Here is a 13,557-nt window from a genome sequence, read left to right as displayed (position 1 = left end):
AATACCGGTTTACGAACAACATCTTTTCCTCATAAGAAATCATGACTGATAAGGTCTAGAGATTCTGAGAGGATATATAGAAAAAAGGTTGATTCAAAAGGCCGTCTGAACATTTTTACTTCATACGCTAAAATTTCTTTATTTCTGTATTGACAGAAATAAAAGATAAAAATAGAATACCATCACTATGAAACTAAATCCGACCACTGAAAAATTTATCCTCCATTGGGGCGAAATGGGTACCAAATGGGGGGTCAACCGTACCGTTGCGCAAATCCATGCCCTGCTCTATATCTTGGGCAGGCCGATGAATGCCGAGGAAATTACCGAAACGCTCGGCGTAGCGCGCTCCAATGTCAGCAACAGTATTAAAGAGTTGCAAAACCTGAGACTGGTACATACCGTGCATATCTTGGGCGATAGGCGCGATCATTTTGAAACTTCGGATGATGTCTGGACTTTGTTCCGCACCATTGCTGAAGTGCGTATGCAGCGCGAAATCGAACCGACGCGGCAATTTTTGCAAAGCCTGATCGACAGCCCTGAATTTAGCCAGGAAAATGAAACCGCCAAGCAGCGAATCCGACAAACCCATGATTTCATCAATACGCTGACCATATGGGCAAATGAAATGCTGAAGCTATCCACTTCAACCATGGTAAAAATCTTGAAAGTCGGCGCAGGAATACAAAAATTTTTCCGTTGATGGTGATGGGCATCTGCTCAAAAAATACTGCCTATGCTATTTAGAAATATGAAAACATGCTCATGTCAGTTTTACATGGGCATGTATAAATAAAATTTTTTACCCTACTATTTCTCTTTTGACAGAAATTTTAGAAATAAAAGATTAAATAGGCTTAACTGATGAAATAGGAACTCGGTATGCTCGATAACATTAAACGCCCTCCTCCTGCCTACTTGTCTTACTCGATGGGGCTGCTATGGCTCTGGAGCGGTACCCAACCTCTGTTTTTCATGCCTGAAATGTCATTGGATTTGCTGCATTCGGTCGGTATTCCCAATCCGTTGCAATGGCCTACATTAATCGCCGCTTCTCTGCTGGACATTGGTTTTGCTTTTTTATGCTTCAGCCGCCTTCGTTCCCATTCCTCAGTATGGCTGCTGCAATTGATAACCGTCGCGGCATACAGCCTGATTATTGCCTTCAGGCTGCCCGAAATGTGGGCGCATCCGTTTGCACCCTTGGTAAAAAACCTGCCGATTATGGCTACTTTGTTTTTTCTGTATCAATCCGTAGGAGATAAAAAATGAACACCTATTTAATCGTTAAAACCCTGCACATCATCTCGGCTACCTTAATGGTCGGCACCGGTTTTGGTACAGCGTTTTACCTCTTTTGGGCAAACCGCAGCGGTTCGGTCGCCGCGCAGTCGGTGGTCTCGCATTGGGTCATCAAAGCGGATTGGTGGTTTACGACACCCGCCGTCATTTTCCAACCCTTGTCCGGTTTATGGATGCTGTACGAACGCGGCTATACTGTTTCCACCATGCTGGAACAAAATTGGGTATGGATGACGCTCGGTTTATACATCCTTGCAGGCATTTGCTGGCTGCCCGTTGTCTGGCTGCAAGTCCGTATGGCAAAGATTGCCGAAAAAGCGCATAAAGAAAACACAGACACCATTCCTGAGCCCTATTGGCGTTATGCCAGACGTTGGGAATTGCTGGGCTATCCCGCCTTTTGCGCCACTATCGTGATCTACTTCCTGATGGTGATGAAACCGATTTAAAGATTTTCAGACGACCTCAACAACATAAAGAAAAAACCATGAATATCATTATTTTCGGAGGCAGCGGCTTCATCGGCAGGCGTACCATTCAAATTCTCAAAGAACAAGGTTATCAAGTTTGCACGCCCGACCGCCGCGCCTTCGACTTTCTTCATCCCAATGAAACAGCCGCCCGCCGTTTATTAGAGGGGCAAGACGTCCTTATCAACTGCATCGGCATCATGAGCCGTCATGCCGAAATACTCGAAACCGTACACCACCACACGCCCAAACAGCTCGCCGTATGGGCGAAAGCAGCAGGAGTAAAACGCTGGGGGCAACTATCCGCACTGAGTGCCGACCCATCTCAATCCATCAACTTTGTCGGCAGCAAAGGACGTGGAGATGATGCCGTTGCCCAAAGCGGCATACCGATTGCCATAGCCAGACCATCCGTCGTTTACGGGCGCGGAGGAACCAGCTGCGAACTGTTCATCAAATTAGCCCGCCTCCCTTTGCTTCCCCTGCCGGAAGGCGGCCGCTTTCATTTGCAGCCCGTCCATCTTGCCGATGTTGCCGAAGGCTTGGCAAAACTTGCCGCCCAAACCGACACTGACCACAGCATCATCAATATGACAGGCAGCCAAACCCTGACCTTGGCGGAATACCTGACCACCCTCCGCCAAACCCTGCACCACAAACCGCCGCAACACATCCTACCCGTTCCCCTGCGCCTGATTAACCCAGCATTGCCGTTGGCCAATCTCCTCAGCAACGGCATCATCAGCCGCGACAGCTTTTCCCTGCTCAAGCAGGGTTCATGCGCCGATTATTCTGATTTTGCAGCTTTATTGGGAAGAGAACCTTTGGCGGCTGAAAACTTTGCCGACTGCCTATAAATCGGCTGATAACTGTTTAACCTTAAAATCAAGAAAGAAAGGCCGTCTGTTGTTCAGACGGCCTATTCAGACATTGCTATTGACAGGTTTTAGCATTAATAAAGGTATGTTATAAGTTTCCATTTAGGAATTTGGCACATCGGCAAAAACACTATGCCGTTTCGTGCAAACTTGATTGTCTTTAGACACACAGTAAGCATAAACAAAAAATGAAAAAAGGTGGGCAAATGCCCACCTTCCAAACCCATATTCTGCAATTAGCCAAACACTTTTTCCAAGTGGGCTTGGTAGTCTGCCAAGTATTTTTCAACTTGTGGATTTTTAATCACATCATTACATAAGAATGTCGGCAGACGGGTCAGGCCGATGAACTCGTTGAGTTTGTGGAAATGCATGTATAACACATCCACGCCTTTTCCTTCGAAGAAGTCGCCTTCGCGGGTAAACGCTTCAATCGGCGCATTCCAAGTAAGTGAAAGCATGTGTTTTTTGCCTTGTAACAAACCGCCAGTGCCATAGCCTTCGGTTGGATTGACACGATGACGACCATCACTATGGTAAAGTTTGCCGTGTCCGGCGGTTAATACTTCGTCTATGTATTTTTTCACTGTCCAAGGTTCGTGCATCCACCAACCTGGCATCTGCCAAATCACAGCGTCCATCCACAAGAATTTTTCGATTTCTGCTTCAACGTCATAGCCAGCATCAATCACAGTTTCTTTTACATTGTGTCCAAGCGCTGTCAAAACTTCTTTCGCTTTTTTATGAAGTGTATGATTTAACTCACCATGCGAATGTCCGAAATCTTTACCGCCGTCTAGTAATAAAATATTCATTTGACTCTCCTAAACCAGGCAATTCTAACAAAGGGGGGGCTGCTATTATGCCGTTTTAGCCTTTATTTTGAAAGTGTGGCCGTCTGAACATCTTAAGCCATGCAACGTAAAATCAGAATATCCCGTGAATTTTTTCGGTCAACTGTTTTACGAGGATTTGTTCGTAGATAATTTGGACTTAGGCAGAATAAATGACCTAAAAGAAACAGCCGATAGGGAAAAGCCAAAGTTTATTTTAACGAGAAACGTATCATTCTTCCGAATACACGGATTGAATAATTTATAAGGGGACTGATTACTAGATAGTTATTACCTATTGAAAGATTTTAACCATCATCAAGTGGCGTATTCCTATCTGAATATTAGTCCCCTTACTGACCCAACTACAAAGGCTGAGCCAAATCGTTTTCCGTGTTGTAGCTGATAAAATCCTGCTCATGAGGGAAAGGAACGACCCGTGCGCGTTGCTGCTGCAACCAGCCGCGTATGCTGCGCATTCCTGAATAAAGGTATGGCACGGTACTTTGCAGGATTTGCGGACGGATAAACATCACGCTGTAATGCGGTCTGGCCGGGGTTTCAACGTAAAATGCATTGCACAACGGCGTGCGTTTGGCGATGGTCTCAAACTGGGAAACCAAGTTTTCAGGCAGGCGGGGCATATCGCAGGAGACGATAAGCAGCCAGTCTGCAGTAGCAATTTGCAAATCGTTGGCGGCGGTACACAAGGCGGCTAAAGGGCCGTAATGTTGCCATTGGCGCGCATCGGAGAAAACGTGTGCGCTGCGTTGGGCGTAGGATTCGAGATTGCGGTTGGCACTGATGGCGATATGGCTGACTTGCGGGCGGATTTTTTCGATAACGTGGTCTATCAAGGCTTTGTTGTGCCACTGCACCAACCCTTTATCGACACCTCCCATCCGGCTTCCCTGCCCGCCGGCCAATATCAGTGCAAAAATTTTCATTTTGGTAGTCCTTTGCAAAGCAGAGTGTGTAAGTGTTATTCGCGATGTTGTTTTATGGAATAAGTTTTTAAGGCTTCAGGCCGTCTGAAACCTGATTTTGTGATTTAATTCACTTAAGATGAATTTTATCATAACATGATTTTACATTAAACCCCTGTTTTTTCTTATCATAACCATACAATTATTTTAGACAGGTTGTTTATAGGCCGAAAGAATGATATTTTTATAAGATTATCGGATTAGTCTTCCTGCGTGCTTTATGCGTTTATTCTCCGGATCTTCAGACGGCCTGAGTTTGTCCTCGCGTTTAAAACTACTGACCGTGTTATGGGTCGGCTCGGCTTTTTTATCGATTGCCTTTACCCTGCTGCTTTCTTGGCGTTTGGAAAGCGCGGCCAAAACGATTGAAGATGCGGGCAGCTTGAAAATGCAGGTGTATCGTTTGGCTTATATGGCAAGCGTCCGTACGCCCAATGCGCAAATTGACAACCAAATCAAAGAATTTGAACGTACGCTGGCCAATGTAACGCAAAGCGATGCCATTCATCCGCTGATTCCGTCACAAATGCCGTTGGCTTACGATTTGATCCAATCGATGCTGTTGATCGATTGGGAATCCAACATCAAGCCTTCTTTGCAACATTACGAGCGGCCGACCCAAATCGGCCTGTACCGTTTTGCCGGCAATATCGAGCTGTTTTTACAGGCAATGGAAAACGCCAACGAGCAAAATACTTTGTGGCTGCGCCGTTTTCAAATGGCGATGATGCTGATGATTTTAGTGGCTGCCGGCTTGATGATTGTTTGGCATTATTCGTGGATCATCCGGCCGCTGGAAAAACTGCGCGACGGAGTGGAAACCATCAGCGAAGGCCGTTTCGGGGTTCAAATCGATACAGACCAAATTCGTGAATTCGCCCAAGTCAGCAAGGGTTTCAACCAAATGAGCCGCCGTCTGAAAACGCTTTATACGGATTTGGAAGGACAGGTTGCCCAACAAACCCAAGACTTGGCCCGGCAAAACCGTGACTTGACCCTGCTCTACCAGACTACGCGCAACCTGCACCAAACCTTTACGCCGCAACAGGCCGCAGAAGAATTTTTGGCTCAGATTCTTCCGGCGTTTTCCGCCTTGGGCGGTACGGTATATCTTTCCGATGAAGAACGCAAACGCTCTGACTTGGCGGCAAGTGTCGGTGAAACCAAAGAGGGAAATCGTGTAGAATTCCCAATCGTTTACCAAGACGAACAGCTCGGCGTATTGGCCCTGTATTTTTCAGACGGCCAGATGCCCAATGAGCAAGATGAAAAATTGTTGCAGACTTTAAGCGGGCAGCTGGGGATTTCCATCGCCAACAACCGCATGGAACAAGAACGCCGCCTGCTTGCCGTCTTGCAGGAACGCAACTTGATTGCACAAGGTTTGCATGACAGCATTGCACAAGCCCTGACCTTTTTGAATTTGCAGGTGCAAATGCTGGAAAGCGCGTTTGCTTCAAACCAACGCGAGCAGGCTGAAGAAAACATCAGCTTCATTAAAGACGGCGTGCAGGAATGCTATGAAGACGTCCGCGAGCTGCTGATGAATTTCCGCACCAAAATCAGCAATAAAGATTTTCCTGAAGCGGTAGAATCGCTGCTGGCGCGTTTTGAACGGCAAACCGGTATCCCGGTTGATTTAAAATGGCAGGACGACGGACAGGCATTGAATTATGATGAACACTTACAAATCATCTTCATCTTGCAGGAAAGCCTGTCCAACATCCGGAAACACGCGCGTGCGCAGCATGTCAGTGTCGAAATTGCCAACCACGGCGATTTTGTCATGAAGATTCAGGACGACGGCGCAGGCTTTAATCAAGAACACTTATCAAACCGGCCTTCAGGCGAACATGTCGGCTTGGGCATTATGCAGGAACGTGCCCAACGGATTAACGCACAATTGGCCATTACATCGCAGATTGGGCAAGGTACGGCAGTGATGCTGACTTTGCCGCAACAAATGAGAACAGCATCATGACAATTAAAATTACTCTTATTGACGACCACACCCTGTTTCGCAGCGGCATCAAAGCCCTGCTCTCCCGCCAGCCCGATTTTGAAGTCGTCGGCGAAGCTTCAGACGGCCTGGCCGGCGTAAAAATGGTCGAACAGCTCAAGCCTGATGTAGTTTTGCTGGACTTGGATATGCCGGTTATGAACGGACGCGAAGCCCTGGCTCAAATTTTGAGCATCAATCCGCAGCTGACAGTCATCATGCTGACTGTTTCCGAAGACAGCGACGACTTGACCGAATGTATGCGTATGGGTGCAAAAGGCTTTTTGCTGAAAAACATCAACGCCGACTTCCTCTTGGAAAGCATCCGAAAAGCTGTCGACGGAGACAATGTATTCTCCCCTGAAATGACCAGCCGCTTGGTGCAATCGCTGATTTCCCCTTCTCCTTCCCGCTCCGACCACCTGCTGGCGCAGCTGACCCCGCGCGAAATGGAAATCTTGGGCTACCTTGCCGCCGGACACAGCAATAAAATCATTGCCCGCCATTTAAACTTGGCTGAATCTACCGTCAAAGTGCATGTTCAAAACCTATTGCGCAAGCTGAATCTAAGCAGCCGCGTTCAAGCTGCGGTTTATGCGGTGCAACATAAAGTACCGCAACCGGAATTGTCTTAAAAAGGCCGTCTGAAACTGAAACCTTGTTGTAGAAAGGTTTCAGATAAAGCGTTTATTCGCTATAATCACGCCGGTTTGTAAGCAGGGTTGTCTGATTTTTTCAGACGGCCTTTTTATTTGATTTCTCACTGATTTAAAACGATATGTCCGAAAACATTCCAGAAAATACGCCTGAAAATACCGTTCCTGAAGAACACAAACGCAGCATCCGCAGTTTCGTTTTGCGCCAAGGCCATATGACCGCAGCCCAACAGCGCGCCATCGATACGATGTGGCCGCAATTCGGTGTGGACTTCCAAGAAGCCCCTTTGGATTTGAACCGCACTTTTGGACGGGACAACCCTAAAGTTTTGGAAATCGGTTTCGGTATGGGTGTCGCAACGGTGGAAATCGCCAAACGTCTGCCTGATACCGACTTTTTAGCGATTGATGTTCACGGCCCGGGCGTCGGTAATATCTTGAAGCTGATTGAGGAAGAACACATTTCCAATATCCGCGTGATGCGTCATGATGCGGTGGAAGTGGTGGAAAAAATGCTGGAAGACAATTCTTTAGACGGTATTCATATTTTCTTCCCCGACCCTTGGCACAAAAAACGCCACAATAAACGCCGCTTGGTACAAGTGCCGTTTGTTGAAAAGCTGCTGCCCAAACTCAAAAGCGGCGGCTATGTCCATATGGCGACCGATTGGGAAGAATACGCCGTGCAAATGCTGGAGGTTTTGAGCAGTTTCGATACTTTGCAAAACACGGCTGCCGATTACGCCCCTACGCCTGATTATCGTCCTGAAACCAAGTTTGAAGCCCGAGGCAAGCGATTGGGTCATGGCGTTTGGGACTTGGTGTTCCGCAAAAAATAATCCAAAACTTAAAACACAAGGCCGTCTGAAAAATTTCAGACGGCCTTTTATCTTACCGATTAAGCCAAGAAAAGTTTATAGGCCGGATTGTCGGTTTCTTCTTTATAGACATAACCCAAGCTATCTAAGAAGTCGGCAAAAGCCTCATTGTCGCTTTCCGGCACATCGATACCGACCAAAATACGGCCATAGTCTGCGCCATGGTTGCGGTAATGGAACAAAGTAATATTCCACTCGGCACGCATATGGTTCAAGAAACGGGACAACGCACCCGGGCGCTCAGGAAATTCAAAGCTGACCAAACGTTCGTTGGCTACTTTTTCCGTACGGCCGCCGACCATGTAACGGATATGGATTTTGGCGATTTCATCATTGGTCAAATCGACATTGGGCAGGCCTGCTTCAGTCAGTTGTGCGCTGATGACGGCTAAGTCTTGCGCACCGGCGGTTTGCAAGCCGACAAAAATATGCGCATTTTTATCGCTGCCGTAGCGATAGTTAAACTCAGTAATGTTCCGGCTTCCCAACAAATTGATAAACTTCAGGAAGCTGCCCTTTTCTTCGGGAATGGTAACGGCGAAAATGCCTTCGTTGCCCTCGCCCAGCTCACTGCGCTCCGAAACGTGGCGTAAGCGGTGGAAGTTCATATTGGCGCCGCTGGTGACGGCAACCAGGTTTTGACCTTGGATATTGTTTTTCGCAACGTAAGCCTTCAGACCGGCAAGTGCCAATGCGCCAGCAGGCTCGGTAATGCTGCGCGTATCGTCAAAAATATCTTTAATTGCGCCGCACAACATATCCGTATTAACCGTAATAATCTCGTCCAGCAGCTCTTTACACAGGCGGAAGGTTTCATCACCGACAACCTTGACCGCCGTGCCGTCTGAAAACAGGCCGACATCTTTCAAATGTACGATTTCCCCTGCTTCTACCGATTGCTTCATACAGCAAGAGTCATCGGTTTGCACGCCAATCACTTTAATCTCAGGGCAAACCTGTTTGATAAATGCCGCTACGCCTGCTGCCAAACCGCCGCCGCCAATCGGAACAAAAATTGCATTGATATTGCGGTGTTGACGGAGGATTTCCATACCGATGGTTCCCTGGCCGGCAATCACATCCGGATCATCAAACGGCGCGATATAAGTCAGCTTTTCCTTTTCAGCCAACTCCATCGCATAATCATAGGCATCATTGTAAGACACGCCTTTCAATACCACTTCGCCACCGCGGCTCTTGACCGCGTCAATTTTAATTTTGGGCGTTGTTTCCGGCATCACGATGACGGCGCGGCAACCTAAATATTGCGCCGACAAAGCCACACCCTGCGCATGGTTGCCCGCGCTGGCAGCAATCACGCCGCAATCCAAGGCTTCTTTAGGCAGCTTCGCCATTTTGTTGTACGCACCACGGATTTTGAACGAAAACACCGGCTGCAAATCTTCGCGCTTGAGCAAAACCTGATTGTTCAGACGGCCTGACAGACTGCGCGCCAAGTCCAAAGGCGTTTCTATGGCTACATCATAAACGGAAGCGGTCAAAATACGGGTCAGATAATCGGAAAGAGGAAGAGGATGGTTCATGGTATTCAGTGTTTGAAAATAAATTGTCATTCGGCCGAATCGGCCTAAGGAAAAAGTTAAAACCATACCCCTGAGGCCGTCTGAAGGCAAGAAAAATCTTAGCAAATCCTGAATGAAACGGTATAATGTCCGCTTACTATCTATTTAGTATGCCAAACTGTTTACTCAATAACAGTATCCACCCATATTCAAATCTACAAACAATGATGAAAAAAACGCTACTTAGCTTAATTTTTGCTGCCCTCCTGAATACCCACGCCCTTGCCGCCGACCCGGTTGCCTCCGCACCTGCCGTACAAGGCGAGGCACAGCCGCAGCCATTGTTGCACAGCATCAACAGTCCGACAACGCCTCCGGAAATCGCGGCGACTGCCTACATCGTTACCGACCTGCACAGCAAGCAAACCTTGGCATCCAACAATGCTGACGCGCCTATCGAACCTGCCGCGTTGACGCAAATGATGACTGCCTACCTTGCCTTTAAAGCATTAGAAAACGGTACACTTGAAGCAAGCCAAATGCTGACAGTTTCAAACGTCGGCTGGAAAGTCGAAGGTTCGCGCATGTTCCTCGATCCTAAAGTTCCTGTCAGCGTCAGCTCCTTGATTAAGGGTACAACCATCCAATCGGCCAACGATGCCGCCATTACTCTTGCCGAAGCCATTGGCAACGGCTCTATCGACGAATTCGTCAAACAAATGAACGAAGAAGCCAAACGCTTGGGCATGAAGCACACCCACTTCAACAATCCGACCGGCATTTCTTCTAACGGCCATGTTTCAACCGTTGGCGACCTAGCCATTTTGGCAGCCGCACTGATCAACGACTATCCGAAATACTATCCTTTGTTTGCAAACAAATCTTTCAAATACAATAATATCGAGCAGCCTAACCGCAATCTTCTGCTCTATCGCGACAGCAGTATCGACGGTTTGAAAACCGGCTATTCTGAAGGCGCAGGCTATCACCTTGCCGCTTCCAGCAAACGCAACAACCGCCGCATCGTTTCCATCCTTGCCGGTGCCGAATCCACCGAAGCGCGCGCCAGTGAAAGCAGCAAACTGCTCAACTGGGCGTTGCAGGCATTTGATACGCCCAAACTTTATAACGGCGGAGAAGTAATTTCCCAAGTCAAAGTTTACAAAGGCAGCACCAAAGCCGTAGACATCGGCTTCTTGGACGATGTTTACATTACCATCCCCCACGATACCGGCAAAAACGTCAAACCAATCTTAGAAACACTTCAGCCCGTTCTCGCCCCAATTGAAAAAGGCCAAGTATTGGGCAAACTGAAAGTCATGAAAGACGGCAAAGTCATTGCCGAAAAAGACGTCGTCGCCCTGACCGGCGTGGAAGAAGGCAGCTGGTTGCGCCGTATGTGGGACGCGATTGTGTTGTGGTTTAAAGGTTTATTCAGTTAATCCTTCCTAAACAATCAACCATAACAAGATAAGCCACAAAAAGGCCGTCTGAAATCTGTTTTCCAGTTTTCAGACGGCCTTTATTTAGCCTAAAAAACAGCTAATTAAATGATTCCAGCGTTGGCGACAGATGCTGCGTCATCGTGAACATCAGCCGTATTGACAGACGAGTAGCTCATGCGCTCAGTGTGCGTATTGACAGCTGACAAATTACTGATATTGCCGTTGCCTGACAATCTACCCATCAAATCTTGCAGGCTCAATGTACCTTCATCGAAACGGAAGGTGTCAATCACAGCATCAGTTTTACCGGAAACGAATTGGTCATTGATGGTAATGCTGTCCCCTTCTGATCCCTTGATGGTAATTTTCCAATCAGTATTGCCTCGAACATCGGTGGTAACATCAATGTGCAGGTCATTAACAGAGATATTTTGGCCGAATTGCAACGCATTATGTTCGCCCACATTATCGACAATCGTATCCTTACCTTCTCCAAGGCTGAAAACATAAGTATCGGCACCCTTGCCACCTACCAAGTAATCGGTTCCTTGTCCGCCGAATAAAACATCGTCGCCATCACCCCCATTCAAACGGTCATCGCCACTTTCTCCCCATAAGGTATCGTTGCCATTACCTCCATGTACAGAATCATTGCCCATACCACCATTAAGACGATCGTCTCCATCATAGCCGAAAATGACATCATCACCTGAATCACCGTTAATCGTATCATGGCCCAAACCGCCTCTGATCCGGTCATTACCATCGCCGCCGCTGACAAGAGCATGGCTGCTGTCCGTAATGGTTATGATGTTATCCTCCCCTAAATGAAGCGAGGCTTGGGTATGACTGTGATCATCTACTTCCGCTACATTTTTTGCAGAATTATTTTCTGCTACCGAAAGGCTGTGATTATTTTCGATGGTCAATGTAGTCTCGTTTACAGACTCCGGAATATTACCTTCTTTAGGATTACGGGTTTTGGTAATTTCTTGCTCGGAAAGATTATTCACAATAGTGTTATTTTCAATTTTGATATTGTTGAGTTCTCCCAAAATATCTTTTTTGGGAGTAGCATAATCCCTACCTTCTTCCAAATCGATAGAACCTTTAACACGGCCATATGTGTCGGCATTAGTCCCGTTGTTTACCAGTAAGTTATCGTGAACGGAAATACCCGTATCATTGAAATCAAAATTATGGCTGTTTTTGAATACAGTGTTTAAGCGTACGCCACCCCAATTGGCATTATCTTTGATAAGGTTATTGGCTACTTCATGACCTTTACCGCCAAAGATACCAATACCGGCCGCACGCCAGCCTAATTCAACGGTATTATTCAAAAAGCGGTTATTTTCAGCAACATGGGCATTGGTATTCTCATGATGACTTGACCATGTTGCTAAGCCATCATCACCATTACCGCGGATATTGGAATTGATAACAGTGGAATTGCTGGTACCTTGTGCAAAGTTAACGCCGTCTGCAAAGTTATTGCGAATAGTAGCATTGGAGATAGTCAAACCATCAGTGTAATTTAAAGGTTTGTTTTTAGAATAATCCCCAATCCATACGCCAGCTTCAAAATGTTCGATTTTGATATCGTGAATAGAAGAGCCAGTACCTAAAGTGCCGGATATCCCTTTATAATTGGCTTTCTCATCATGTCTTGAATTTAGATTTGAATCCATAGAGAGATTGCCCAAATCTATATCTTTACTACCAGGTTCAAAAGTAATACCACCGCCACCGCTCGCATAACCCTTATCATCGTATTTAGCAGCTTCTGTATTCAAAAAATGTAACTTAGTGTGCCATTGCCCTGCACCGGTAATCTTAATGCCATCAGGAACATAAAGAGAAATCGGTCGTGAAAAATCAAATTGACCTTCAGGAATGTAAACAGATTTTTTAGACGCTTTTGCAGATTCAATCGCAGCCATAAATGCTTGGTAATCATCCGAGCCGTCATTGGCGACTGCGCCGAAATCAGTAATGCTGACACTGTTTTCAGGCTGTCTAATGGCGTCCGGTGCCTTTTCCAAGTCAACCAAGTCAATGCCTACAGGCGTGCTGTCGATATTAGTGATGGTAACCTTATCCCCTACCTTGATATTGGCCTCTTTAAATAATTGGCTGACTTCGTCAAATTGGAAGCGGGCAAGCCTATCTGCCGCGGGTGTATCATGAACTTTAATATCGTCATTCGGATGATATGTATAGTTATCCAAATATTGCCAGTTAGATTTGGAAGACAAATCCAAAGTACCGATCACTGTATTATTGACTTTAACTTCTACTTTACCGCTTTCACCGTCAGGAACGGTATAACGGACGGTTACGGCATTGGCATCTGCTTGTGCAATAAATGAAACAGATGCATTAGTCGGCAAATCAACATATGCCTGACCGCTTGCTTCACGGGCAGTTGCGTGTTCTGCCTCTGAAGAAGGGGCATTTTTAACAACACCGTTTTTCAGTTCACCTTGTTCTGCCTCATAAGTCGTATAGCCAAGTTTGGCACCATATTGAGAAGCATTGGGTACTGCTGTTTTAATGTTTACCATTTAATATATTCCTTCAA

12 protein-coding genes are annotated in these 13,557 nt (G+C 46.6%); 8 read left to right on the top strand and 4 right to left on the bottom strand.

The genetic code is table 11. From position 1 onward, the window contains the following. Positions 1-187 precede the first annotated feature (187 nt). From ACTHRY_RS06710 to ACTHRY_RS06695, 4 genes are all read left to right on the top strand, one after another. Positions 188-706 (top strand): GbsR/MarR family transcriptional regulator, encoded by a 519-nt coding sequence (locus ACTHRY_RS06710; protein ID WP_049323254.1) that lies wholly within the window; start codon positions 188-190, stop codon positions 704-706. A 179-nt stretch (positions 707-885) separates the two neighbouring features. Continuing rightward, positions 886-1,275: a DoxX-like family protein gene (locus ACTHRY_RS06705; RefSeq protein ID WP_049323253.1), complete on the top strand. Its 390-nt coding sequence runs from the start codon at positions 886-888 to the stop codon at positions 1,273-1,275. After that, positions 1,272-1,754, top strand: a complete 483-nt coding sequence (locus tag ACTHRY_RS06700; protein WP_049323252.1) for a DUF2269 domain-containing protein — start codon at positions 1,272-1,274, stop codon at positions 1,752-1,754. Before ACTHRY_RS06705 ends, ACTHRY_RS06700 begins: the two co-directional genes overlap by 4 nt. Positions 1,755-1,792: 38 nt before the next feature. Next, positions 1,793-2,632, top strand: coding sequence for an NAD-dependent epimerase/dehydratase family protein (locus ACTHRY_RS06695; RefSeq protein WP_049323249.1), 840 nt, complete (start codon positions 1,793-1,795; stop codon positions 2,630-2,632). Positions 2,633-2,889: 257 nt separating this feature from the next. Here the strand turns inward: ACTHRY_RS06695 and ACTHRY_RS06690 are convergent, their stop codons facing one another. Together ACTHRY_RS06690 and mobA are read right to left on the bottom strand one after the other, a co-directional pair. After that, a complete protein-coding gene (locus ACTHRY_RS06690) occupies positions 2,890-3,468 on the bottom strand; it encodes an NAD(P)H-dependent oxidoreductase (protein WP_049323248.1) in 579 nt (192 codons plus the stop codon). A gap of 383 nt (positions 3,469-3,851) precedes the next feature. After that, a complete protein-coding gene (gene mobA, locus ACTHRY_RS06685) occupies positions 3,852-4,433 on the bottom strand; it encodes a molybdenum cofactor guanylyltransferase MobA (protein ID WP_049323245.1) in 582 nt (193 codons plus the stop codon). 259 nt (positions 4,434-4,692) lie between these two features. Between mobA and ACTHRY_RS06680 the strand changes: the two genes are divergently transcribed. The 3 genes from ACTHRY_RS06680 (at position 4,693) to trmB (ending at position 7,966) form a co-directional block, all read left to right on the top strand. Beyond that, entirely contained in the window at positions 4,693-6,453 is a 1,761-nt protein-coding gene (locus ACTHRY_RS06680; protein WP_049323243.1) for a histidine kinase, read from the top strand. Then, entirely contained in the window at positions 6,450-7,106 is a 657-nt protein-coding gene (locus tag ACTHRY_RS06675; RefSeq protein WP_003746785.1) for a response regulator, read from the top strand. Before ACTHRY_RS06680 ends, ACTHRY_RS06675 begins: the two co-directional genes overlap by 4 nt. A 143-nt stretch (positions 7,107-7,249) precedes the next feature. Then, the gene (gene trmB / locus ACTHRY_RS06670) at positions 7,250-7,966 is read left to right on the top strand and encodes a tRNA (guanosine(46)-N7)-methyltransferase TrmB (RefSeq protein WP_049323241.1); all 717 of its coding nucleotides are present in this window, start codon (positions 7,250-7,252) and stop codon (positions 7,964-7,966) included. A gap of 59 nt (positions 7,967-8,025) precedes the next feature. Here trmB and ilvA read toward each other — a convergent pair whose 3' ends face one another. Next, the gene (ilvA, locus tag ACTHRY_RS06665) at positions 8,026-9,549 is read right to left on the bottom strand and encodes a threonine ammonia-lyase, biosynthetic (protein ID WP_049323279.1); all 1,524 of its coding nucleotides are present in this window, start codon (positions 9,547-9,549) and stop codon (positions 8,026-8,028) included. 203 nt (positions 9,550-9,752) lie between these two features. On the opposite strand from ilvA, the gene ACTHRY_RS06660 reads away from it, so the two are divergent. Then, positions 9,753-10,970 (top strand): D-alanyl-D-alanine carboxypeptidase family protein, encoded by a 1,218-nt coding sequence (locus ACTHRY_RS06660; protein WP_049323240.1) that lies wholly within the window; start codon positions 9,753-9,755, stop codon positions 10,968-10,970. Between the two features lie 104 nt (positions 10,971-11,074). Here the strand turns inward: ACTHRY_RS06660 and ACTHRY_RS06655 are convergent, their stop codons facing one another. Next, on the bottom strand, positions 11,075-13,540 hold the full coding sequence (locus ACTHRY_RS06655; protein WP_049323239.1) for a calcium-binding protein: 2,466 nt from the start codon (positions 13,538-13,540) through the stop codon (positions 11,075-11,077). Positions 13,541-13,557: the final 17 nt, after the last annotated feature.

It is taken from the genome of Neisseria sp. P0004.S004 (genome assembly GCF_051963335.1).
GTDB lineage: Bacteria > Pseudomonadota > Gammaproteobacteria > Burkholderiales > Neisseriaceae > Neisseria.
This window is presented reverse-complemented; position numbering and strand designations above follow the sequence as displayed.